At 59.5% G+C, this 22,528-nt stretch carries 21 protein-coding genes and 2 pseudogenes; 12 read left to right on the forward strand and 11 right to left on the reverse strand.

Going from position 1 to position 22,528, the window contains the following annotated elements; all coding sequences use genetic code 11:
* Positions 1–90: 90 nt before the first annotated feature.
* A complete protein-coding gene (locus tag ASD52_RS04520) occupies positions 91–1,158 on the reverse strand; it encodes an ABC transporter substrate-binding protein (RefSeq protein ID WP_057223172.1) in 1,068 nt (355 codons plus the stop codon).
* Positions 1,159–1,235: 77 nt separating this feature from the next.
* Between ASD52_RS04520 and ASD52_RS04525 the strand changes: the two genes are divergently transcribed.
* The 3 genes from ASD52_RS04525 to ASD52_RS04535 all read left to right on the forward strand — a co-directional run bounded on the left by ASD52_RS04525 (position 1,236) and on the right by ASD52_RS04535 (position 4,306).
* The gene (locus ASD52_RS04525; RefSeq protein WP_025429021.1) at positions 1,236–1,913 is read left to right on the forward strand and encodes a response regulator transcription factor; all 678 of its coding nucleotides are present in this window, start codon (positions 1,236–1,238) and stop codon (positions 1,911–1,913) included.
* Entirely contained in the window at positions 1,910–3,289 is a 1,380-nt protein-coding gene (locus ASD52_RS04530; RefSeq protein ID WP_057223174.1) for a sensor histidine kinase, read from the forward strand. Before ASD52_RS04525 ends, ASD52_RS04530 begins: the two co-directional genes overlap by 4 nt.
* A 396-nt stretch (positions 3,290–3,685) precedes the next feature.
* Positions 3,686–4,306, forward strand: coding sequence for an NUDIX domain-containing protein (locus tag ASD52_RS04535; protein ID WP_057223444.1), 621 nt, complete (start codon positions 3,686–3,688; stop codon positions 4,304–4,306).
* Positions 4,307–4,677: 371 nt separating this feature from the next.
* Here the strand turns inward: ASD52_RS04535 and ASD52_RS04545 are convergent, their stop codons facing one another.
* The 4 genes and pseudogenes from ASD52_RS04545 to ASD52_RS04555 all read right to left on the reverse strand — a co-directional run bounded on the left by ASD52_RS04545 (position 4,678) and on the right by ASD52_RS04555 (position 6,809).
* Positions 4,678–4,986 carry a hypothetical protein gene (locus ASD52_RS04545; RefSeq protein WP_156612889.1) on the reverse strand — a complete coding sequence of 103 codons (309 nt, stop codon included), beginning with the start codon at positions 4,984–4,986 and terminating at the stop codon, positions 4,678–4,680.
* A 316-nt stretch (positions 4,987–5,302) separates the two neighbouring features.
* Positions 5,303–5,577 (reverse strand): annotated as a pseudogene (locus ASD52_RS36820) (type II toxin-antitoxin system RelE/ParE family toxin).
* Positions 5,577–5,825 (reverse strand): ribbon-helix-helix domain-containing protein, encoded by a 249-nt coding sequence (locus ASD52_RS04550; protein WP_057223448.1) that lies wholly within the window; start codon positions 5,823–5,825, stop codon positions 5,577–5,579. Before ASD52_RS04550 ends, ASD52_RS36820 begins: the two are co-directional and overlap by 1 nt.
* Positions 5,826–5,927: 102 nt before the next feature.
* Positions 5,928–6,809 carry a capsular polysaccharide synthesis protein gene (locus ASD52_RS04555; RefSeq protein ID WP_082571713.1) on the reverse strand — a complete coding sequence of 294 codons (882 nt, stop codon included), beginning with the start codon at positions 6,807–6,809 and terminating at the stop codon, positions 5,928–5,930.
* Positions 6,810–6,956: 147 nt separating this feature from the next.
* Between ASD52_RS04555 and ASD52_RS40695 the strand changes: the two are divergent.
* Positions 6,957–7,079: pseudogene (locus ASD52_RS40695) on the forward strand (lysozyme); the annotation flags it as partial.
* Positions 7,080–7,418: 339 nt separating this feature from the next.
* Here ASD52_RS40695 and ASD52_RS04565 read toward each other — a convergent pair.
* The 4 genes from ASD52_RS04565 to ASD52_RS04580 form a co-directional block, all read right to left on the reverse strand.
* A complete protein-coding gene (locus tag ASD52_RS04565; RefSeq protein ID WP_057204556.1) occupies positions 7,419–8,444 on the reverse strand; it encodes an ABC transporter permease in 1,026 nt (341 codons plus the stop codon).
* 35 nt (positions 8,445–8,479) lie between these two features.
* Complete coding sequence (locus tag ASD52_RS04570; protein WP_057223182.1) at positions 8,480–10,021, reverse strand: sugar ABC transporter ATP-binding protein; 1,542 nt, start codon at positions 10,019–10,021, stop codon at positions 8,480–8,482.
* A 161-nt stretch (positions 10,022–10,182) separates the two neighbouring features.
* Positions 10,183–11,112, reverse strand: a complete 930-nt coding sequence (locus ASD52_RS04575) for a sugar ABC transporter substrate-binding protein (protein ID WP_053250057.1) — start codon at positions 11,110–11,112, stop codon at positions 10,183–10,185.
* 237 nt (positions 11,113–11,349) lie between these two features.
* A complete protein-coding gene (locus tag ASD52_RS04580) occupies positions 11,350–12,162 on the reverse strand; it encodes a TIM barrel protein (RefSeq protein WP_057223184.1) in 813 nt (270 codons plus the stop codon).
* Between the two features lie 350 nt (positions 12,163–12,512).
* Between ASD52_RS04580 and ASD52_RS04585 the strand changes: the two genes are divergently transcribed.
* Positions 12,513–13,562: a capsular biosynthesis protein gene (locus ASD52_RS04585; RefSeq protein ID WP_057223186.1), complete on the forward strand. Its 1,050-nt coding sequence runs from the start codon at positions 12,513–12,515 to the stop codon at positions 13,560–13,562.
* A 926-nt stretch (positions 13,563–14,488) separates the two neighbouring features.
* Here the strand turns inward: ASD52_RS04585 and ASD52_RS04595 are convergent.
* Both ASD52_RS04595 and ASD52_RS04600 read right to left on the reverse strand, forming a co-directional pair.
* Complete coding sequence (locus ASD52_RS04595) at positions 14,489–14,821, reverse strand: transposase (RefSeq protein WP_082571714.1); 333 nt, start codon at positions 14,819–14,821, stop codon at positions 14,489–14,491.
* On the reverse strand, positions 14,796–15,827 hold the full coding sequence (locus tag ASD52_RS04600) for a LacI family DNA-binding transcriptional regulator (RefSeq protein WP_057223192.1): 1,032 nt from the start codon (positions 15,825–15,827) through the stop codon (positions 14,796–14,798). The genes ASD52_RS04595 and ASD52_RS04600 overlap by 26 nt, the downstream gene beginning before the upstream one ends.
* A gap of 166 nt (positions 15,828–15,993) precedes the next feature.
* Between ASD52_RS04600 and ASD52_RS04605 the strand changes: the two genes are divergently transcribed.
* The 7 genes from ASD52_RS04605 (at position 15,994) to cysT (ending at position 22,527) form a co-directional block, all read left to right on the forward strand.
* A complete protein-coding gene (locus ASD52_RS04605) occupies positions 15,994–17,085 on the forward strand; it encodes a fatty acid desaturase family protein (RefSeq protein WP_057223194.1) in 1,092 nt (363 codons plus the stop codon).
* Between the two features lie 37 nt (positions 17,086–17,122).
* Positions 17,123–17,440 carry a MocE family 2Fe-2S type ferredoxin gene (locus ASD52_RS04610; protein WP_025428998.1) on the forward strand — a complete coding sequence of 106 codons (318 nt, stop codon included), beginning with the start codon at positions 17,123–17,125 and terminating at the stop codon, positions 17,438–17,440.
* Between the two features lie 40 nt (positions 17,441–17,480).
* Positions 17,481–18,707: an FAD-dependent oxidoreductase gene (locus ASD52_RS04615; protein ID WP_057223196.1), complete on the forward strand. Its 1,227-nt coding sequence runs from the start codon at positions 17,481–17,483 to the stop codon at positions 18,705–18,707.
* Positions 18,708–18,759: 52 nt separating this feature from the next.
* On the forward strand, positions 18,760–19,557 hold the full coding sequence (locus ASD52_RS04620) for a 3-methyl-2-oxobutanoate hydroxymethyltransferase (RefSeq protein ID WP_057223198.1): 798 nt from the start codon (positions 18,760–18,762) through the stop codon (positions 19,555–19,557).
* Between the two features lie 86 nt (positions 19,558–19,643).
* Positions 19,644–20,465, forward strand: coding sequence for a sterol desaturase family protein (locus tag ASD52_RS04625; RefSeq protein WP_057223200.1), 822 nt, complete (start codon positions 19,644–19,646; stop codon positions 20,463–20,465).
* 160 nt (positions 20,466–20,625) lie between these two features.
* Positions 20,626–21,612 carry a sulfate ABC transporter substrate-binding protein gene (locus ASD52_RS04630; protein ID WP_057223202.1) on the forward strand — a complete coding sequence of 329 codons (987 nt, stop codon included), beginning with the start codon at positions 20,626–20,628 and terminating at the stop codon, positions 21,610–21,612.
* A 93-nt stretch (positions 21,613–21,705) separates the two neighbouring features.
* Positions 21,706–22,527: a sulfate ABC transporter permease subunit CysT gene (gene cysT / locus ASD52_RS04635; protein WP_057223204.1), complete on the forward strand. Its 822-nt coding sequence runs from the start codon at positions 21,706–21,708 to the stop codon at positions 22,525–22,527.
* Position 22,528 lies beyond the last annotated feature (1 nt).

The following is a 22,528-nucleotide window of genomic DNA, read 5'->3' on the forward strand; positions in this document are numbered from 1 at the left end:
GCTGCTAGGCACCCAACTCTCCCGGTGGGCTGCGATCCCCGAGGGTGGACCGAGTAACGAAACAAATTTCACCCGGTCGAAACGCTGGAACTAGTGGAGCCGCAGAACCTCGTTCCAGCGGGCAATCAGGCGGGACCGCTTGACCTGATCGAGATAGACCATCAGCCCGGGACTGACGGGAACCGGCCGCAATTGGGCACCGAGCATCTCCTGCATGGTGTTGGCGGTGTTTTCGCCGGCGACATCCGGGCTGACGGCGGGGATCTGCAATTGCCGCGCCATGATCGTCTGGCCTTCCTTGGACATGAAGAATTCCAGATAGCGGCGGCCGAGGTCGGGCGAGGCGGATGCTTGTGGCACGAGGCCGATCCGCGACATCACTACGGTATAGTCCTTGGGCAGGACGATGCCGACATCCGGGTGTCGGGCTGCCCAATCGGCGGCGTAGGAGCCGAGGATGTTGTAGCCGAGCACGAACCGCCCGTCGGCGACCCGCTCCAGAATGGCCTGGCTAGTAGAATAGAGTTTGACGCCGGCAGCGCCCATGGCCTGGATGACATCCCAGATGTCGCCGAACTGCTCTTGGTCGCGCGACATGAAGAGAAAGCCGACGCCGGAGCGCTCGATGTCATAAGTGCCGATCCGGCCGAAGACATCGGCGCCCTGACGCTTGAGGTAGGCGACGAATTCGGCTCGGGTCGAAGGCGGCGCTTCCTTGGTAAAGCTCGGCTTGTGATAGACGAAGACCGCCGGCTCGAAAGTCAGCGCATAGGCGGTATTGCGCCAATTGGCCCAGGTCGGCCAGCGGCCGCTCATCGGCAAGTCGCTGCGCTGGGCATAGCCGTCGTTGCTCAGCTTGACTTGTAGGTCCATCGCAGACGAGAAGGCGAAGTCCGCGGTCTTCAGCCCCGCGTCGGTTTCCTTGACAATACGGTCGTAGATCTCCCCCGTCAGCATATTCTCATAGCGCACCGCGACATCCGGATTGGCTTTTTGAAAGCCGAGGATCATCGGTTTGGCGAGAGGCTCATCGAGTGAGGAATAGACGACCAGCGTCCTGGCGTCAGATGCGCCTGAAAGCGCCGGAAAAATGACCGGTGCGGCCAGAAGGAGCCGGGGACAAAGAACCAAAAAGAGAAAAGAAATCAAGTACTGCATAAATCCACAATGCCTCAGCGCGCCACCGTTCACAAGCAAGGCAACGGCGGATAGAGTGAAGCGGGGAGTGAAGACAATTGCGCATATTGCTTGTTGAAGACAATCAGGTCCTTGCCGAGGGTCTGTCGGCCATCCTGCGTGGTAGCGGCTATGCCGTCGACGTCGTCAGCGACGGCGCGTCGGCCCACGCGGTTGCCGCGGCCGAGACGTTCGATCTGGTGATCCTCGACCTGAACCTGCCGGAGATGGACGGACTTGATGTGCTCAGAGCGATGCGTGCCCGGCAGAACAGTGCGGCGGTATTGATCCTGACGGCGCGGGGCACGCCGGAGGAGCGGGTGAAGGGGCTCGACCTCGGCGCCGACGACTACATGATCAAGCCGTTCGATATCGGCGAGTTTGAAGCGCGCGTGCGCGTGCTGCTTCGCCGCCAGGCGGGATTGCGCGCGTCGACCGTCAGCTACGGCAATGTGTCGCTCGATCTCAATGCACGCAGCTTTTCGTCCGGTGGAGTGCCGATCGAAATCCCAGCCCGGGAGCTGGGGCTACTCGAACTCCTGTTCATGCGCGCCGGCAAGGTCGTCGCCAAGGAGGCGATCATGCAATCGCTGACCGGCTTTGACGACGATCTGAGCCCGAATGCGATCGAACAATATGTCAGCCGCCTCAGGAAGCGGCTTGCTCCACACGGCCTGACGGTCAGAACGGCGCGCGGTATCGGCTACTATCTCGACAAAGCGGCCGGGCCGGAATGAGAGCGGCGGTCTATTCCCTTCGCCGCAGGCTGCTTGGCTGGCTGTTGATCTCAACCGCCGTCATCGGCGTCGTGGCGCTGACGGACACCTACCGCGAAGCGGTGACAACAGCCAATGTCGTGTCGGACCGCGTTCTCGCCGGTTCGGCCCTCGCCATCGCCGAGCGCGTGGTTGTTGCAGAGGATGGTTCGCTGGAGGTGGACATCCCCTATGTGGCGCTGGAGATGCTGACGTCAGCGGCGCAGGATCGTGTCTTCTACCGCGTCGATGGACCGCCCGGGCAATTCATCACCGGTTACCAGACCCTGCCGTCTCTGGACGAGGTCCCCGGCAGCTCCACGACCTTTGCAGACTCCTCGTTCCGCGGCGAGCCCATCCGGATCGCGGCACTGCGCCGCTCGGCCTCGACAGGCATCAACTCGGTTCCTTTTGTCGTGACGGTTGCCGAAACGACCATCGCGCGCCGACAACTGGCACAGACGATTCTCGTTCGTTCCGCCTTGCGCCTCGGCCTGATGATCGCCGGCGCCGCGGTCATCGTCTGGATTGCCGTTACCTTCTCGCTGCGGCCGCTCTATCGCTTAGGCGATGCGATTGCCGAGCGCAGTCCCGACGATCTGCATCCAATCGGCGAGCGTGTGCCCAATGAAGTCCAAGGCCTTGTCGACACGGTCAATTCGTTCATGGGGCGTCTTCAGTCGGCGCTCGACGCGCTGCGCAATTTTACCGGCAACGCCAGCCATCAGTTGCGCACGCCGCTCGCAATCATCCGAACGCAGCTGGCATTGGCACTGCGCGCAGGCTCGATCGAGGACACCAAGAAGGCGGTGAAGAAGGCCGACGAGGCCGTTGCGAACGCCGAGCGCATTCTGGCGCAGCTTTTGCTGATGGCGAAGATCGACGCTGCCGGAAAGGATGAGGCGCGAAAACTCGAGCGGATTGACCTGGTCGAGCTGGCACGCGGCATCACCGCTGAACATGTGCCCGCTGCCGGTGACGCCGGCATCGATCTGGGTTTCGACGGCGAGGGCGAAGCCTTCGTTCGTGCAGAGCCTTTGCTGGTCGGCGAGATGCTGAAGAACCTGATCGGCAACACGCTGCTCTATGCCGGGCGAGGGGCGGAGGTCACGACGCGAGTGAGCGAAAAGGAAGGCGTCGTATCCCTGGAGGTCGAAGACAGTGGACCCGGGATCAGGCCGGAATTGCGCGAGAGCGTGCTCAGGCGGTTTCAGCGCGGCGCGAGCGAAGCGCCTGGAACGGGGCTCGGTCTGCCGATTGTCGAGGAAATTGCTGCCCTTTACGGTGCGCGAACCAGTCTGACCGATGGATCAGGTGGGCGCGGGCTTAGGGTTGCCATCCTATTTCCGGCCGCCTGAACAGGTCGCGTCGGTCGATCCTCATCCAGCGCGCGCAAACAGAGCGATTCGACCGTTGTAGAGCACCGATCCATAGATCGGTCCTCGATCCGGCAAACGGAACGTATCCATCCCGGGACCTACATCTGCACATCATTCGAGAGCCCGCTTCGAGGCTGCCAAGCTTGCTGGCGTTGCGCCATAATCCCGGCCACGAACAAAGGGGGCTTTATTCAAAGCGGTTCGGAGCGCGCGCCCTTAGTTTTCCGGCGCAACGGGCGGTGCTTGGGGAGACGCGCTGCTGCGCCGAATTTCTGGATGCACGAAATTGCTTGACATTGCACGAAAATGCACGAAATTTGCCGTCAAACAAGGATGGCGACTTCTGCTGACCTTGCCACAATGAAGGAGGTCACGATGAGCATTGCACACCGCATTCGCGTAGAGGATGTCACCATCCTCTCGGACGACTGGTACGTCCTAAAGAAAACGACTTTTTCCTTCCTGCGCGCCGACGGCAATTGGCAGCGACAGTCGCGAGAGACCTACGACCGGGGAAACGGTGCGACGATCCTGCTCTACGATCCGAAACGCCGCACGGTGATACTCACCCGTCAGTTTCGCTATCCAGCCTTCGTCAACGGTCATGACGACCTTCTCATCGAAGCGCCGGCCGGATTGCTCGATAATGCCGAGCCGGAAGCACGCATCCGCGCAGAAACGGAAGAGGAGACAGGCTTTCGTGTGCGCGATGTACGCCTGGCGTTCGACGCGTTCATGAGCCCCGGCTCAGTAACGGAGCGGCTACACTTCTTCGTTGGCGAGTACCAGCCAGGCGACCAGGCTTCGGCGGGCGGTGGCAATGAGGCCGAAGGGGAGGATATTGCCGTCCTGGAAATTGGTATCGACGAGGCGCTTGCGATGGTCGGATCGGGGGCAATTCGGGATGGAAAAACGATCATGCTGCTGCAGTACGCCGCCTTGAACCTCTTCTCCAATTGCACGCCAATCGACGTTGGCGCAGCAAGCCCTTCCTGAAACGGCAGCAGTCACCGGCTGTCGCGGCAGCCCTTGAGCAATGCGATAAAAGTACGACGCAGTCTTCCATCCGGATTTGCGTCCGGCCTGGAGCGTCAGCCAGTGACTGCACCTTCATTTTGCGGGACGGACAAAGCCGCAAACTTGGCCAACACCCCGCGCCGGTATTTGGGCTTAGGCTGCTGCAAAAGGGCCGGCCGTCGAGCGATCTTTTCTTCCGGAAGGTCGGGCGGAAAAATCTGGTGATGAGCGTCGATGGCGTCGCCGTCTTCGACGAGCGCGACACGCTCATGCCCTGGAACTACGCCGCCTGAACGGCCCCAGCATGCCGCTTGCAATAGAGCAAGCCGGACAAGGACTGGAGGTGCGCTTTAGCGGCTGCGCTGGCCGAAGAGGGAAGCTGTTTCGCGGGTCAGGACCCGAAGCATCGCGTTCCAAAGCTGAAGAACGAAACGCGGCTGGAACTGGCTCGCAAGCTTGCGCTGCGACAACATGATAAATCTCCGATGGTTTTGCATGCTGGGCATATAGTCGATCGCGGATGCAGTTGCCAGAGCGGTAGCGCCTTGGCAGCCCTGCGCGGCAAGCATATGTCTAAATTCGCCCGCCGCCGCCAAAATACGTCGCTGCGGACAATAAAATGCCGGGATGACTTTCATCATCCCGGCCAGTTGGCTCACTGTGAGAATAGGTCTTCTTCGGAGGATCAGGCTTTCTTTTGGTTCTGCTGTCGATAGACGTCGATGACGACAGCGGCAACGACGATCAAGCTGTTGGCGATTTCCCGATACCAGGCGTCGGCTCGCAGGAAGTGAAGCGGGCGTTCATGACATCGAGGATGAGGGGCAGGTGATGCGGTCGGCAAAACTGATCAACACCATGCGCTGATGATGTGTCGAAACGCGGATATGTAACAGGATTGGTTACGAGCCGGGTCAGAATTTCTGTTCGATCGCGCCGTCTACCGTGCAAGTGCGAAGTTAGGCTGGCCTTGGTTCAACGGTCCTCGCGGGTATGCCACACGCGCAGAACATAGATTACCGACTGTTGAATCTCGTAGCGGATCTCATAATGCCCAACGAGGATTCGGCGGACTTCGCGAGGCGCAAATTCTTCCGGATTCTCTCCAAGTCGCGACTGTTCAAGCAGGCGCGTCGGTGCAGTCGTCAGCGATTGAACCGTGTGGGCAGGGGCTCGCCGATCAGCAGGAGCGAGAAACTCGAAAGGGCGTGCGAGATCACCATGGCCTTGCTTGTCCGTTTAACCTGCATCAGAGCGGCTTGTCGTTGTCCAGACTATCGGCCCAGGCTTGCACGGCCAGATGGTCAATGACTTGACCGGCGTCCACGTCCGCGAGCGCCTCAAGTGTGAGCAGGCGTCGCTCATCCTCTTGATCGATCCAGGCAATGAGTACCTGCTCGATGATCCAGCCGCGCGAACGTTTCAACCGGCTTGCCAACTGATCTACCCTCTCCGCAAGCGGCAGCGGAACGTGCGCTGTCAGTACTTTGGTTTCGATCAGTTGGCCGTTGATGAAACCTGCAAGCAGGCCGACGCGTCCATAGCTCATCTGCCCGCTCCAACGGTTGCGTGTCGTTGCGGTGATGATCGGCAATGCCTTTCAACCAAGGGGAAAAGCATTTGGCATGTGCTTCCTCAATTCGATTTCAGCGACCTTGAACAGATCAATGTCTTCGCCGCTCTCAATAGCACCAAGCATTGCCTGGTTCGCCAGTTTGGTGTCAGAGCTGATCTTTAGCCACGGGATGGCGGAATAATTGATTTGGTCTGGTATTGGCTCCAAGAGGTCTGGTTGCGTCAGAAGACGCTTCAAGAGGATCGGGCCCTTCGATGAAAGTTTTGGGGTGGCATCCCAAATAGCGCGTGCCTTGAGGTCCGTCCTGACGATGTATTCGAATAGGTACATCACCCAGAAATAATGCAGAAGTTTGCCACGCTTCGAATAGTATCTCACCATCAGCCGCAACCACTTGGATACGAGATAGTTCTGCGGTTCGGCGGCAAGGAAGGATATCCCCATCGTCCGGCCGGGGTAATTGTCGGGGAACGCGAAGAAGCCGCTTTCCATCAGTGGCGGCAGCCATTCATCCAGCGGTTTCGTGCAAAAGGTGGTAGCGTCCACCCAGACGCCACCATAATCCCGGAGGAGGGCTATCCTGATCAGGTCAGCCCTCCATTGGATCTTTCGGTCGGCTCTATGGGGAGGAACGTCGACGAGCTCGGCAACGTCAGCATCGCTGAGGACACGCACCTCCCATGACGGGTTCTTTCTGATCCAAGATTCGACAGCATAGCGGACAATCGCCGGAGCTTGCTCAAGTGGTTTGTCCCAATACATCCAAATGATGCGCGGCACCCTCTTTGGCATCGTCTCGAAGCCAAGGCCGGCATTTCTCGAATGGAGTTTTTTCTTACCGACGACGCTGCGGCGTATCGAGTGCGCTGCTTTTTTCCAGAGTAGGAAAGCGTCGAACAGAAGCATTATGAATCCTGATGTTTTTGAGCGGCCTAGTTGTGACTGCCCACATATAGCGTCAGGTGTAATCGAGTCCAGCAAGTCCTGCTCCCCACTCGATGTCGGGGGGGGCTATCTCAACAACAAGGTGGACCACGAACCGACGTGGACCACATGAACCGACGCATCAACGCGGCGGGCCTCGTGCTCGTCAAGCAGTGGGAAGGCCTGAAGACGAGGTCTCGAGACGTAGGCGGCATCTGGACCATTGGCTACGGCCACACTAGTGCCGGACGCACTTTGGATCGTCTGCAAAAGTTTGAACACGATTCCGGGCGCCGAGATAAAGAAGGCAGCCGGCGTTATGGGCGCTCCGTTCCCCGGCTATTTTGTAGGGAAACATGTCGCGTCTTCGCCGATCACATGATCATTGCGTTGATGGCGGGAGACAGGTCGAGCTTTCTTTTGCCGTTGCAGATGTCAATCGGCACTATTCCAGTCGATGCCCATCGTCGATCGAACTCCAAGACCTTCTGATCGCTTTCAACCGTCTCTGCTTGAACAACAAAAAAGCCGGGATGATTTTCATCATCCCGGCCAGTTGGCTCACTGGGAGAACAGGTCTTCTTTGGAGGATCAGGCTTTCTTGCGGTTTTTCTGTCTATAGACGTCGATCACGACGGCGGCGACGATGATCAGGCCCTTGACGATCTCCTGATAGTAGGCATCGACCCGCAAGAAAGTGAAACCGGATGTCATGACGCCGAGGATGATGGTGCCGATCACCGTACCGGTGATGCGCCCGACGCCGCCGGTCAGCGAGGTGCCGCCGATGACGGTTGCGGCGATCGCGTCGAGTTCGTACATCACTCCCATACCTGCCTGTGCAGTCTGAGCGCGGGCGGCGGTGACGACACCGGCAAGGCCCGCCAGCATGCCGGCAATGGCATAGACCTTGATCAGATGCGCCTCGACATTGATACCGGAGACACGGGCTGCCTGAACATTGGCGCCGATCGCATAGGTGAACTTACCATAACGGGTGTAGCGCAGGGCAATGTGGAAGATGATCGCAACGACCAGGAAGACGATGACAGGCCAGATGCCGGTGCCGATGAAATTGAACTGCTCGGTGAGGCCCGAAACCGGCTGACCCTTCGTGTACCACTTGGAGATGCCGCGTGCCGAGACCATCATGCCGAGCGTGGCGATGAAGGGCGGGATCTTCGTTCTGGCGATCAGCTGGCCGTTGATGACACCGGCAAGCAGACCGACGCCGATGCCGAGCCCTATCGGCACGATGGCCGGCAGGTCTGTCAAGGACGGATAGAGTGCACGCGGCCAGGTGGAGGCCTGCGCCACGCTTGCCGAGAACATCGCGGTCATGCCGACAACGGAGCCGGAGGACAGATCAATGCCGCCGGTGATGATCACCTGGGTCACGCCGACGGCGATGATGCCGATAACAGCGACCTGCAGGATCATGATCGTCAGACGCTGCGGGTTCATGAGGAAGCTCTGCCCGACGAAGATCCAGCCAAGGATTTCGTAGACAAGCGCGATACCGATCAGCACCAGGAAGATGCTGAATTCGGGCGGCATTCGACGCTTCGCACCCGGAAGGGCCGAGCCGGTGCCTTGTGCTGCGACATTGGTTTCCATTGTTCGTTCCTCCCTGTGGTCCGTTCGGTTCGCGCTTAGCTGGCGGCGAGTTCCATGACCTTGATCTGGGTTGCTTCGGCTCGGTCGAGGATGCCTGTGACGCGGCCTTCATGCATGACCATGATGCGATCGCTCATGCCCAGCACCTCCGGCATCTCCGAAGAAATCATGATGACGGCAACGCCGTTGCGGGCGAGTTCGGTGACGAGGCGATGGATCTCTGCCTTCGCGCCAACATCGATGCCGCGCGTCGGCTCGTCGAGGATCAGGATGCGCGGGTTGGTCAGCAGCCAACGGCCGATCAGCACCTTTTGCTGATTGCCGCCGGACAGATTCTCGATCCGCTCCTGCAGATTGGGCGTCTTGACCCGAAGCTTGCGGCTCATCTCCTCGCAAGCCGCGGTGATGTCCTTTTCCGAGACAAAGCCGGCCTTGACGAAACGGTCCTGCAGTACGGCGATCTGCATGTTTTCAAGCACGTCGAGGATTAGCAGACAGCCAGTGTCCTTGCGGTCTTCCGTCAGGAACGCCATGCGGTTACGGATGGCGGTGTTGGGGCTATCGATCGAAACGGTCTTGCCGTCGATGGCGATGGTGCCGGAACTTGCCGGGGTGACGCCAAAGAGCGTCTCGGCGACATTCGAGCGGCCGGAGCCGACCAGCCCGGCGATCCCTAGGATTTCGCCGGCACGCACGTCGAAAGAGACGTCGTGGAACACGCCGTCAAGCGTCAGATTGTTGACCGAAAGCATGACGTCGCCGATCGGCACTTCTTCCTTCGGGAACATCTGGGTGATTTCACGACCGACCATCATGCGAATGATGTCATCGCGGGTGACTTCGCTTGAAGAATGCGTGCCGATATATTTGCCGTCACGGAAGACCGAGAATTCGTCGGCAATCTCAAAGAGCTCGTTCATCTTGTGGGTGATGTAGACGATGCCGATGCCCTGTGAGCGCAGATCTCGGATGATCTCGAACAGGTGCGCGACCTCGCGCTCCGTCAAGGCCGAGGTCGGCTCATCCATGATCAGCACGTCGGATTCGTAGGAGACCGCCTTGGCGATCTCGACCATCTGGCGGTTGGCAACCGAGAGGTGCCGGACCTCGATTTCAGGGTCGAGCTTGATCTTCAGGCGATCGAACAGCCGAGCGGTAATGCGGCGCATCTCGCCATGATCGACAAAGCCGAAGCGGTTTTTCGGTTCGCGCCGGATCCAGATGTTTTCGGCGACGGTCATGAAGGGCATCAGGTTCAGTTCCTGATGGATCATGGCGATGCCGTTTTCGAGCGCGTCTAGCGGCGACTTCAGCCTGATGTCGGCGCCCTTCAGCCTCACCTCACCCTTATCTGGCGTATAGATCCCGGCCAGGATCTTCATCAACGTGGATTTGCCGGCGCCATTCTCGCCCATCAGCGCATGGACGGTGCCGCGCCTCAGACGGAAGGACACGTCGTCGAGCGCGACGACGCCCGGAAATTCCTTGCGAATGCCTTCAACGTTGAGAAGGTATTCGGCGTTGGGTACGGCGCCGCTGGCGCGCACGGCGGCCATCGTTGTCGGACTGAGCGTCATTGTCATTGCCTCCCCGTCAATTCCGGCTCTCGCGGAAAAGTCCTCGCAACTGGTGGGTCAACCAGCCATTCTCCTCGCAGGCGTCAATCTACAGGATCAGCGCACCTGCCGCGGGACTGTTTGGTTGGGAGCGCGAGATATCCCGCGCTCCCAAGCAAGCATCAGTTCTTCGCCTGATAGCTGGCCATGTTTTCCTTCGTGACAAGTTCGAAGGGGATGTAGACCTTCTTCTCGACCGGCTCGCCCTTGGCGAGTTTGAGGGCTGCATCGACAGAGCCCTTGCCCTGGCCGGCGGCGTTCTGGAACACCGTCACGTCGAGGTCACCTGCGGCCAGGGCTGCAAGCGCATCCTGTGTAGCGTCGATGCCGCCGATGACGACGCTGTCCATCGGACGGCCAGCGGCTTTAAGCGCCTGGATCGCGCCGATCGCCATTTCGTCGTTGTTGGAGATCACGGCGTCAAACTCGAGACCGGCAGAAAGCCAGTTGGTGAGCAGGTCCGACCCTTGTGTGCGCGACCAGTTGGCGGTCTGCTCCTCGACAATCTCGATACCCTTGCAGGCTTCGGTCGCGAGCACGTCATGGATGTCCTTGGTACGCATGCGGGCAGCCTGGTTGGAAAGCTCGCCCATCATGACGACGGCCTTGCCCTTGCCGCCGAGCATCTTGCAGATTTCCTGTGTCTGCAGCGTGCCGGATTCCTGTTCGTTGGAAGCGACGAAGGCCTGCTTTTCCGGCAGGGTGTCGACGTTGACAGGCTCGCGGTTGACGTAGACGAGCGGAATGCCCGCGTCAGCGGCGATCTTCGACATCGCGGCCGTTGCGTCGGTATCAACAGGGTTGACGATGATGGCGGTGACGCCGGCTGCGATGAAGTTCTGGATCTGGCTCTGCTGCTTCGAAACGTCGTTCTGTGCGTCTTCGATCTGCAGGTCGACGCCGTCGAGCGTCTTGGCGTAGTCGGACATGCCGTTGCGCAGGACCGTCAGGAAGTTGTCGTCGAACTGCGCCATGGAAACGCCGATGGTTTCGGCATGGGCCGCCGTCGACATCATCACCGCCATGGCTGTACCCAGCAGGAATTTCTTCATTGTCTTTCTCCTCCACATTTGGTGCCCGGCCACACCTTCTCCAGCCGGAAACGCTGACCACATCGGGTCGCGCCCATCTCTGATTGGAAGCGGTACTCCCGCTGCGCTCCAATCAAAACGGAATAAAAGAACCAGTTATTTGCAATTACGGAATATGTATTCCATTTTATGCGGGCGCCGTCAAGGGTGTCTTTCGACGCCTCGCTTCGTTTTGCAATGCTCTGTCGGCTTTGCCGGTCAGGTATTGGCTTCGATGTAAGTCATGCTGGTCTTGAGGGCGGCTGCCGGATCGGCGACGCCATGGACTTCATCGGCAAAAGGTTCGAACGAGAAGGGGCCGGAATAACCTGCAGCCTTCAGGCGGCGGATCTGCCCGACATTGTCGAGGGTGTCGTTCCCGTCGACCAGAACGCGATGCGAATCGCGCAGATCGGCGATCGCCATGCCGCTGTCAGTGACCCCCGAAATATGAACGAGGCCGGTCATCTCGGGATAGATAGCCGGCTCGCCAGCGAGATGGTGATGGAAGGTGTCGTGCACGACGCGGAACGTAGTCTCGCCGCCGACCGCTTTTATACCGTCAACAGCCTCCGTTTTAGAGCGAAGCGAGCAGATCTCGAAGCCGAGCGGCTCGACAAGGCCGATGATGCCGGCCGCATCGAGCATCGGTTTCAGTGCCGAAAGAGCTTCCTTAAGATTGGCCTGCCGTTCACCGTCGGCCTGACCGCTGCCGTCATTAACAGGAACAAGAACGAGCGCCTTTGCTCCGCAGTCCCTGGCATAGGAAATCAGGTGCGCGGCCTCCGCGGTCCGTGTGTCGTTCCATTCGTTGAAACGCTGCAGAGCGTTGATCGAGATAATGGTCAACCCATGTTCTGCTGCCAGTGCCGCAACGTCTTTTGCGGGTGTGCCATCCAGAATGGCATTACCGGTCAGGTCGTTGCGGATCTCGACGGCAGTCATGCCGAGCGATCGTGCAAGCGCGAAAAAAGCGTCGAGCGGCAAGCCGGGCGTTGTCATGTGATTAAGCGCGAAGGGCAGGGTAGTCATGGGAATGTCTCCTCCAGGTTGGGATTGCTGGTAACTGTAAATGGAACGTTCATTCCATTTACAGTTACCCGGACAAATCGCCAATGGCTAGGAGGCCGCCGACGAGCGTCCGGTCAAAGCGCTTGCATTGTTGCAAGATTGTCTTTTTCAGATGATGGAATCCAATCAGGTTCGAGGTGGTTTCGGTGCAGATCTACTGTCCGCGTGCGACTGCCTTTGAGCTTTTGCTCGGTTGGCCTGGATCGAGAAAGCTGTCTTCAACCGCCCGACGTATCGCAAGTTCGGTTTGCATTTGCCTTTGCAAGGTGATTTCTGGCGGAGCGCGCCGTGATGGCTGGCAGAGTGAGAATATGGACGTGCTCGACAATCCCGCACCAACCGCGACGCAAGTCCGACCCTGGCACCCGAAATGGGGGGCAAGGCTCGGGGCGACTTATTTCGTGCACAAGGCGTTCCCCTGGTTGGGTCGCTATTTCGGCGATGCCCCACTTCGCTCGACGCTTGCCCCCAGGCTCGATGGTATCGTTTCCTGGGGTGGCCGCCTGCCAGCACAGACAGCAATGCGAATTGCGCGGTTGCGTCAGCTTCCGCATTGGCATCTCGAGGATGGTTTCCTTCGCTCCGTCGGTCTCGGCAAGGATGGAAGTATTCCGATCTCGATTGTCGTCGATGACAAGGCGCTACCGGTCGATGCTGGCAGAGCGTCTCGGTTGGAGATGCTGATCGGCGATGCGGCTGGCAGCTTGATGCAAGATGTCGGCGCCCCGATCCGCGAAGCCCTGGTGGCGCACAAGTTGTCGAAATACAACAACCTGCCTCACAGCGAGCCTCGTCTCGACCCGTCGACACGGCGCAGGATCCTGCTGGTCGATCAGGTGTTTGGGGATGTTTCCGTTGAAAAGGCGCTCGGCTCGCCTTCCTCCTTTGACCGAATGTTGGATGATGCGCTTGCAAGCGGTGCGCAGATTGTCGTTCGCACGCATCCGGACGTTATCGCCGGTCATCGCAAGGGCTATATGACCGAACGGGCATCGAAGTTGCCAGGCGTAACACTGATGGCTGACAAGGTATCTGCAGCGGCGATTCTCGCCGTCGTCGATGAGGTCTGGACCGTCTCCAGCCAAATGGGCTTCGATGCACTTTTGCGTGGCCTTCCCGTTCGTTGTTATGCGACCCCATTTTATGCGGGCTGGGGACTGACAGACGATCACGTGGAAGATCGTGCCCAATTGGCCCATGCGAGACGGACAATTGCACATCCCACCCTCGATCAGCTTACTTTCGCAGCGTTCGGCCTCTACCCTGTCTATCGTCATCCAAAGACATGGGAGATGTTGGAGCCCCTCCAGGCAATCGATTATCTGGTCGAAGAAATCGCCACAACTCAACGGAATGCCTGATTTTTTTGATGGCCTCGATTTCTTAATCAGCGATCCACGGTTCGAGCCCGTGATTACGCGCCATTCCAATTTTTCTGCTCTGTTAAAAGTTGCTAGTTTCCAATTCACGTTCCGTTCTTGTTCCTGAAAGCAGCCGGTTCAATAGCGCTCCAACGAGCCTCCATCAGCTTCATGGCGTCCTTCGCCAGTGCCGCAACGCGACCTCTCGGCCGTAGTGCTGAACGATCTGCGCCGACATGCAGATCGCAGCTTTTGCCATTCAGTCCGGAAACCGCCGGCTGACTTGTAGGAGAGGCCCAGGCCCCGGCATGGAGCATGACGCTGTCCGGCTGCGGGAGGCGATCGATCCACCTGCCATAGGCGAAGTGAACCGGGATCCATACTGTCTCACCCGTCGTCTGCGCTTTCACTGCGAACGTGTTCTCGCCGACCCTCGGCTTCGTCATCGCGAGCTGTTGCCTTGGCGCTGCCCAGTGAATATGGCAGACATGGCGATCAGTTGCAGGTGAGCGGCGCGTGCTTGAGCAAAATTTCAAAAGCCCAGTTCAGCGGGGAAAGTGTCAATAGGAAGCTGGGGAAAGTGTCAATAGGGTCGTGGTGAAAGTGTAAATAGGGCTTGGGGACGTGACGAAGCCAAAATCGGTTACCGCAGGTAGTGCTGTTTCCCGACCGTCATTTCCGCCGTGCACACCTGGTCTACGATCGTTTCGCCGCGCCCTGCCAGTAGCCGCAGAGCTTCTCCCACACCGTGCGGTGGGTGACGGTGCGCAGTACGTCGGCCAGCGTAAACCCATGTTGCGGGCGTCCTCCTTCCAGGCGACCATGGCCATGTACCACAGTCCAGGTACTTCACCGAGAAGCGGTGGTGAATGCCGACATACGAGCGTTCGGCGCGGGCGAAGAAGCTTTCGATCCTGTTGGTGTCGTTACCGTCCTCGGTGATGCGCTAGGCTGTGCTTCACGAGCCGAAGGACCGCCAGCCCAACCCGATCGCCGTAGGAGCCGTGTTCGTCAGCCGTCAGCACCGACTTCGGCTGGATATGGCCGCGGACGGCGGCCCAGGCAGTCTTCGGGTTCTCGTCGGAGACGACACGGGTGATCGTGCGGTTCGGCGCATCGGGATTGTGTTCGCGCAGGGAAAGCACCGCTTGCCGTTCTGGTTCTCCTTGCGGCGGCGGTCGATGCGGTCCACCTTCTTGTACTCCGGTTTGATGTGGCCACCGACATACTTCGTCAGATGTTCTCCGGCGTAAAAAGATCGAACGGGAGGAAGGTCTGTCCCGGGGCGCCCGTCGGCCCTTTGCCGATTGCCTGCACCATCAGATTGATTGTTTCCCGTGCAAGGGCTCCCGTCGGTGTCGATATCGCCAGGGTCACGACATCGTCGGCCAGTGCTAAGCGCGATTCCGGGGTCAATTCATTGACGACGGCGATCAGCTTGCCTTCGAGTTTTTCCTCGCGGATCGCCGAGATTGCTCCTTCCATGCCGCCGCCGCAGACATAGAAGCCGGTCAAATCCGGGTGGCGTTGGAGGAGGTTGAGCGTCGCTTCGTGGGTGATCTCGGCGGTGTCGAGATTGACCATGGTGTCGAGCACCTCGAAATCAGGCGCGTGCTCACGAAAATAGGAGCGGAAGCCGATCTCACGCAGTTCATGGCCGAGAAAGCGATGGCTGCCGACAAACGCTGCGACCTTGCCTGGTCTCTTCGCAGCCTTTGCAATCATCCAGGCAGCGGTTCTGCCAACCTTGTGATTGTTCAAGCCGATATAGCCTTCGCGGATGCCGGCTGCAAAGTCGGAAAGCAGAGAGAAAACCGGGATCCCGCGTTCCTTCAACTCTTCGACCACCGCGGTCACCGCCGGATAGTCGGGCGCGACGAGGGCAATCGCCTGATTGCGGGCAGCCATTGCCTTCAGCTTCTCGGTGATACCCGTCGGTGTGGAGTTGGCGACGAATTCGATCTGGGGCAGGGCGCGGACGTTTGACAGCGCCAGCGCTGCGTTCTCGATCTCCTTGGCCACAGCCTGGTAGAAGGATTGCTGCGGCTTTTGCAGGAGAAAACCGAGGCGGTATTGCGGAAGGTCCTCGAAGACCCGCTGACGAAGCAAGCCGACTGCGTGGTAGCCGATGGACTTGGCCGCATCATAGACCCGTCGCGCCGTCTCTTCGCGCACCGGATGTCGGCCGTTGAGCACGCGGTCGACGGTTGCAACGCTGACGCCCGCGGCGTGGGCAAGATCGGCAATGGTCGGTCTGTTGCTCATCGGCTGCCCCTGAAACTATTCCATCATTCATGAAATGCAAGAGCTGATGGTATTTGATAGAATATATCATCACTGCATTGAGGACTAGCAAAAGTCAACCTATCGTCAGTTCCAAGAGATGAGGAACGGCCGCCGGCGTGTGGTCGATTGCGGGAGGAGAAAACGGATGGCGATGGTTCCGACGAAGCGAGACTACAGTCTGCTTGGACGCGACGCTCAGGCGGCAGTCGCCAACGGTTTGTCGGCGGCGGAGTGGTATCACACCGAGATCCCGCGCAAGCAGATGAAGGAACTGATGAAGCGCGAGGATGGCCCGGCGATCCGCGATACGGCCATCTGGTTCGGCAGCCTCATCCTCTTCGGCGGCCTCGGCGTCTATTTCTGGGGAACCTGGTGGGCCGTGCCTTTCTTTCTCGCCTACGGCGTCCTTTACGGCTCGGCTTCCGACAGCCGTTGGCATGAATGCGGTCATGGCACGGCGTTCAAGACGATGTGGATGAACGACGTCGTTTATCAGATCGCCTGTTTCATGATCATGCGCAATCCGGTGACCTGGCGCTGGAGCCACACGCGTCATCACACTGACACTGTCATCGTCGGCCGGGACCCTGAGATCGCCGTCATGCGGCCGCCGGATCTGCTTCGGCTCGTCTTGAACTTTTTCGGCATTCTCGATGTCTGGCATGCCGTCATCGACATGGTGCGCAATGCCTTCGGCGTCATCAGCGCAGCGGAGAAAACCTTCATTCCGGAAATGGAGCAGCCCAAGGCAATACGGATCGCGCGGATCTGGTTTGCGATCTATCTCGCAACCATCGGCCTGTTGTTCTATCTCGGCTCGATCCTGCCGATGATGCTCATCGGCCTGCCGCGCCTCTATGGCGCCTGGCATCATGTGCTGACGGGCCTGCTGCAGCACGGCGGGCTTGCCGACAACGTCACGGACCACAGGCTGAACAGCCGCACGGTCTACATGAACCCGATCAGCCGCTTCATTTACTGGAACATGAATTACCACGTCGAACACCATATGTTCCCGATGGTGCCCTACCATGCGCTGCCGCGGCTTCACGCCATGATCAAGCACGATCTGCCGGAGCCGAATCCATCCATGCTCCACGGCTACCGCGAGATGATCCCGGCCTTCCTGCGCCAGCTGAGGAACGAGGACTATTTCCTGAAGCGCGAACTGCCGCCAACGGCAAAACCCTATCGCGAAGAGTTTCACAGCGATGCCCTGGTTCATGCTGCCGAATAGGCATGCCAACGCACAATAAACCTTTGGAGGAAAGATCATGAGCGGAAACTGGATCGAGGTCTGTGCGGCCGACGAGATCGACGAAGAGGATGTGATCCGCTTCGACCATGACGGACGTACCTTTGCCGTCTACCGCAGCCCCGACGACGAATATTTTGCGACGGACGGCCTGTGCACCCACGAGCATATCCACCTCGCCGATGGCCTGGTGATGGACGACATTATCGAATGTCCGAAACACAACGGTCGCTTCAACTACAAGACCGGCCAGGCCAAGGGTGCGCCCGTCTGCGTCAATCTGAAGACCTATCCGGTCAAGGTTGAGGCCGGCAGCGTTTTCATCGCGGTCGCCTAAGCGAGCTCAAGGCGTCCAAACGAGGCATTGGGAGGGGCACATGAACAGGATTGTCATTGTCGGCGCCGGCGAGTGTGGTGCGAGGGCAGCTTTTGCGCTTAGGGAAAAGGGCTATGAGGGTGACATCACGCTCGTTGGTGCCGAGCCACATCTGCCTTACGAGCGGCCGCCACTCTCGAAGGAAGGTTTGGCTGGGCCGCTTGAGCCCAAATTCGTCGCCGACGCCGAGCGCTATCAAGCTGCCGGGATCCAGGTACTCACCGATACGCCGGTGGAGGCCATCGATCGCAATGCGAAAACGGTACGGCTCGCCGACGGGCGGCAGCTCTCCTACGACAGGTTGTTGCTGACAACTGGTGCGAGGCCAAGGTCATTGCCGGGCTTGTCAGAGACATCACAGCTTATCCGGATGCTTCGGACGCACACCGATGCCGCCGCCATTCGCCTGAAGCTCGCGCCGGGCAAGCTGCTTGCCATTATCGGTGGCGGGTTTATCGGACTGGAACTCGCAGGGACCGCCCGCAAGTTCGGCGCAGATGTCGTTCTCCTCGAGGGCCTGCCACGGGTGCTTTCCCGCGGCGTGCCGGAAGAAATCGCTGCCGTCGTTGCCGAGCGGCATCGACTGGAAGGCGTCGATATCCGCTGCAATGCCAGGATCGCCGGCATCGCGGAACGCGAGGAAAAGGTTGAAATTCAGCTTGCCGACGGAGACATTCTTGTCGCCGACCTGGTCGTAGTCGGCATTGGAGCCTTGCCGAACACGGCCTTGGCCGAGGCTGCCGGCCTTGCCATCGATAATGGCATCGCCGTCGATGAGACGCTTTGCACCTCGGACCCCGACATTTTCGCGGCCGGCGATTGCTGCTCCTATCCGCTCGGGCACTACGGGGGTCGACGCATAAGGCTTGAAGCCTGGCGAAACGCGCAGGACCAGGGAACACTTGCGGCGGCCAATCTGCTCGGTGCTGCCGAGACGATTGTGAGCGTGCCCTGGTTCTGGTCCGATCAATATGACCTGACCCTGCAGATCGCCGGCCTTGCCGATGGTGCTGTGATGACGGTGCAGCGGGACCTTGGCGATAGCGCCTTCATTCTCTTTCATCTTGACGCCAGCGGTCGACTGCTCAGCGCGAGTGGTATCGGCACAGGAAACGCGATCGCTCGCGACATCCGCCTTGCCGAGATGCTGATTGCTGCCGGGAAAAGGCCGGATCCGCAGGCGCTCGGCTCAATCGACACGAAGCTGAAGGCATTGCTCGCCGCCTGAGGCACGATGCTTCTTCCTCTGTCATAACAACAACCGATACCCGGAGATCCTGATGCGAAACCGCCGCCCGACCGTTGCCGACCTTCTTTCGATGAAAGGCAAGAGACAGTTGACGATGCTGCGGGTCGAAACGCTCGATGAGGCGGAAGCCGCCGAAGCCGCCGGCATCGATCTGGTCTCCGTGCCGCCGGCGCTGCTTGGGCCGGAGTTTCGCGAAGTGGCCCCGACCTGTTTCGCCTTCCCGGGCCTCGAATATGGCGATCTGGTCACGGCCGAGGAATATATCCGCGCCGCATTCAAGGCGCTCAAAGCGGGAGGCGACGCGGTTTACTGCGCGGCAAGCCTTTCTACCGTTCGCCGCATGCGCGAAGAGGGTATCCCGGTCTGCGGGCACGTCGGCCTCATCCCGTCGAAGGCCACCTGGACCGGCGGGTTTCGCGCCGTCGGCAAGACGGCGGCAAGCGCCATCGAGATCTGGCGCCAGGTAAAAGCGTTGGAAGAGGCAGGTGCCTTTGCCGCCGAGATCGAAGTGGTGCCCGGCGAGGTCGCCGCCGCGATCAGCGCGAAGACATCAATGCTCATGTTGTCGATGGGCGCCGGCACGGGCTGCGACGCGCAGTATCTCTTCAGCGATGACGTGCTCGGCGCCAATCGTGGCCACGTTCCCCGTCACGCAAAAATCTATCGCAACTTCGCCGCCGAGTACGAGCGACTGCAACGCGAGCGCGTCGCCGCCTTCGCAGAGTTTGCCGAAGACGTGCGGTCCGGCGCCTATCCCGACAAAGCCCATCTCGTCGGGATAGACGAAACGGAACTGAACGCGTTTCTGTCGGATCTTGAGCGGGTTTGAGCCGGGGCTTGCCTTGCCTTGCTCGGTCTGGTTGGTGTATTCAGCGGGTCTGATTATCTCCCACGCAAGCAGCACCGGATTTCCACTTGAACGCGTTCGTCCAGGGTACCCTGACATTTTTTGCCATTCTTGCGAGCATCTACGCCGCGACGGTGCTCGTTTATTTTGCGCTCGGCTACGGCATCACCTGGCTCAATGATCGCAATCCGGAGCGGCGCATCCAGAAGGGACGTCGGGGGGAGAAGCGAAAGGGGCTCGAGATCCGTCAGAGCATGGCGTCGATCCTCGTGACCTGCACATCGGTCGCGATCGGTCTCTTTGCCCAGTATCAGGGCTGGACATTGTTCACGCCCTGGGGCTTCAGCTGGTGGACGGCGGTACCACTCTTCCTGCTCTGCATGGTGCTGTTCGACGCCTGGTTCTATTTCGCGCACCGGCTGCTGCACACCAAGCTGTTCTACAAATATCACCTGCTGCACCATCGAAGTGTCGCCCCGACCGTGTGGAGCAACGATTCGATCGGTCTCGTGGATACGGCCCTGTCGCAGGGCTATTACGCCGTCATTGTCTTCCTGGTGCCGTTTCCGCCGCTGATCCTGCTCGCGCACAGGCTGTTCGACCAGATCAACGGCACATTCGGCCATGCGGGGTTCGAGTATTTTGCCTCGCCCACGGCGCGCTATCCCTGGCCGCTGTTGTGCACGACTTATCACGACCAGCATCACGCCGAATTCAATTACAACTACGCCAACTATTTCTCCTTCTGGGACCGCGTTCTCGGTACGATCTCGCCGGTCTATGACCGCCGGGTGGAGATGTTCGAAGGCGAGGCGCCGGCCATCAGTCTCAAGCGATCGTCGCAATCGACCCCGATGCAAGAGGCGTCGTCGGCAACTCCCGATCGGTAGTTCGTGGGCCACGGCCGCAACGCCATTTTCTCTGATATCCGAATTCGTTAGGCGATTTTTCTCGTTCGGGAAACAAGCGAAGATCATGGTGCCTCGTCGTCTCCGATAGCGGCCGTTAGGTTTCATCCAACCTGCCGCCTCTATTCCACCGGAGATACCCATGAAGAAACTGCTGATCGCGGGCGCTGCCTTTGTTGCGCTCCTGAGCGGACCGGCCCTTGCCGAAGCGCCGACCTCCCTTCTCAATGCCTCCTACGATGTTGCGCGGGAAGTCTTTGCGGCCGAGAACGAAGCCTTCATCAAGGCGCATCCGGGGATCACCGTCGACCAGTCGCATGCCGGCACCTCCAAGCAGGCGCGAGCCATCGTCGAAGGCCTGGAAGCCGACGTCGTCACCTTCAATCAGGTCACGGATATCGACTTCCTGGCAAAGAACGGTTTCGTCGCCGAGGGGTGGCAGAAGGATTTTCCGAACAACGCTTCGCCGTTCTATTCCTTCCCGTCCTTTCTCGTGCGCTCCGGCAATCCGAAGGGCATCAAGGATTGGGGCGATCTTGCGCGTGACGACGTCAAGGTGATCTTCCCGAACCCGAAGACATCGGGCAATGCGCGCTACACCTATCTGGCGGCAACGGCCTATGCCAAGGAAGCCTTCAAGGACGACCCGGCCAAGGTCACCGAATTCGTCAAGAAGGTCTTCGACAACGTTCCGGTCTTTGATACCGGTGGACGAGCGGCAACGACGACCTTTGTCGAGCGCGAAATCGGCGACGTGATCATTACCTTCGAGGCGGAAACCCGCTCGATCGCCAAGCAGTATGGTACCGACAAGTTCGAAAGTGTCGTGCCTTCCGTCAGCCTGCTTGCGGAATTCCCGGTTGCCGTGGTCGACAAGGTGGCCGAGAAGCGCGGCTCGCGCGAATTGGCAAAGTCCTATCTCGATTTCCTCTACACCGAGGAGGGCCAGAAGATTGCCGCTGAATACGGCCACCGCGTCCACAACGAGAAGGTGGCAGCGGAATTCAAGGACCAATTTCCGGAGATTCGCCTGGTGACGGTCGAGGACGTGTTCGGCGGCTGGGGCAAGATCAAGGACGAGCACTTCGCTTCGGGCGCTGCGCTCGACCAGATCTACGGCAATCGCTGAAAAAGCGATAGCAAACCGATCCAATTTACCCGGCGCGTTCTGCTCGCCGGGTTCTGCCATGAATGAAAGTTATGCCGCCGTGGAGGCGATCAGTTGAAACGCAATGTCCTGCCCGGCCTGCACCTGTCGTTGGGCATCACCCTTTTTTATGTGGGGCTGATCGTCGTGTTGCCTTTGGCGGCACTGGTCTTCAAGGCGGCGAGCCTTGGGCCTGCCGAATATTGGGCGATCGTCTCTTCACCGCGCGCTGTCGCCAGCTACCGGGTCACGGTGCTTTCGGCCCTTGTTGCCACCGCCTTCAACCTCGTCTTCGGCCTGGCGCTTGCCTGGGTACTCGTTCGCTACCGCTTCCCTGGGCGGCGGATCATCGACGCGATCGTCGATCTGCCTTTTGCCCTGCCGACCGCCGTTGCCGGCATTGCGCTCACGACGCTGTTTGCATCCAATGGGTGGTTCGGAGCACTTTTAGCACCGGTCGGTATCAAGGTGGCGTACACGCCTATCGGCATCATGGTGGCCATGTGTTTCACCAGCCTGCCCTTCATCGTCCGCACGGTACAGCCGGTGCTTGAGGATCTCGATCCTGCACTGGAGGAGGCGGCCCAATCGCTCGGCGGTTCGGACAGCGCCATTTTCCTGCGCGTTATCCTGCCCTTGCTGATGCCGGCGCTGCTGGCGGGCCTATCACTGTCCTTCGCGCGGTCGCTGGGCGAGTTCGGCGCGATCATCTTCATCGCCGGCAATCAGCCGATGGAAACCGAAATCACCGCATTGCTCGCCTTCATCCGGCTTGAGGAATACGACTATCAGGCGGCGGCCGCCATTGCGTCGGTGCTGTTGATCACCGCCTTCCTGATGCTGGCGGCCACCAATCTCCTGCAGGCACGTGCCTTGCGCTACACCGCGAGGTCTTGAG

This window comes from Ensifer sp. Root142, from assembly GCF_001426785.1.
GTDB lineage: Bacteria > Pseudomonadota > Alphaproteobacteria > Rhizobiales > Rhizobiaceae > Ensifer > Ensifer canadensis.

Bases quoted from the DNA above. Each gene is read 5' to 3' on its own strand.
- ASD52_RS04520 (WP_057223172.1), bottom strand. From the start codon at position 1,158: ATGCAGTACTTGATTTCTTTTCTCTTTTTGGTTCTTTGTCCCCGGCTC.
- ASD52_RS04530 (WP_057223174.1), top strand. From the start codon at position 1,910: ATGAGAGCGGCGGTCTATTCCCTTCGCCGCAGGCTGCTTGGCTGGCTG.
- ASD52_RS04535 (WP_057223444.1), top strand. From the start codon at position 3,686: ATGAGCATTGCACACCGCATTCGCGTAGAGGATGTCACCATCCTCTCG.
- ASD52_RS04555 (WP_082571713.1), bottom strand. From the start codon at position 6,809: ATGCTTCTGTTCGACGCTTTCCTACTCTGGAAAAAAGCAGCGCACTCG.
- ASD52_RS04565 (WP_057204556.1), bottom strand. From the start codon at position 8,444: ATGGAAACCAATGTCGCAGCACAAGGCACCGGCTCGGCCCTTCCGGGT.
- ASD52_RS04570 (WP_057223182.1), bottom strand. From the start codon at position 10,021: ATGACGCTCAGTCCGACAACGATGGCCGCCGTGCGCGCCAGCGGCGCC.
- ASD52_RS04575 (WP_053250057.1), bottom strand. From the start codon at position 11,112: ATGAAGAAATTCCTGCTGGGTACAGCCATGGCGGTGATGATGTCGACG.
- ASD52_RS04580 (WP_057223184.1), bottom strand. From the start codon at position 12,162: ATGACTACCCTGCCCTTCGCGCTTAATCACATGACAACGCCCGGCTTG.
- ASD52_RS04585 (WP_057223186.1), top strand. From the start codon at position 12,513: ATGGACGTGCTCGACAATCCCGCACCAACCGCGACGCAAGTCCGACCC.
- ASD52_RS04600 (WP_057223192.1), bottom strand. From the start codon at position 15,827: ATGAGCAACAGACCGACCATTGCCGATCTTGCCCACGCCGCGGGCGTC.
- ASD52_RS04605 (WP_057223194.1), top strand. From the start codon at position 15,994: ATGGCGATGGTTCCGACGAAGCGAGACTACAGTCTGCTTGGACGCGAC.
- ASD52_RS04610 (WP_025428998.1), top strand. From the start codon at position 17,123: ATGAGCGGAAACTGGATCGAGGTCTGTGCGGCCGACGAGATCGACGAA.
- ASD52_RS04615 (WP_057223196.1), top strand. From the start codon at position 17,481: ATGAACAGGATTGTCATTGTCGGCGCCGGCGAGTGTGGTGCGAGGGCA.
- ASD52_RS04620 (WP_057223198.1), top strand. From the start codon at position 18,760: ATGCGAAACCGCCGCCCGACCGTTGCCGACCTTCTTTCGATGAAAGGC.
- ASD52_RS04630 (WP_057223202.1), top strand. From the start codon at position 20,626: ATGAAGAAACTGCTGATCGCGGGCGCTGCCTTTGTTGCGCTCCTGAGC.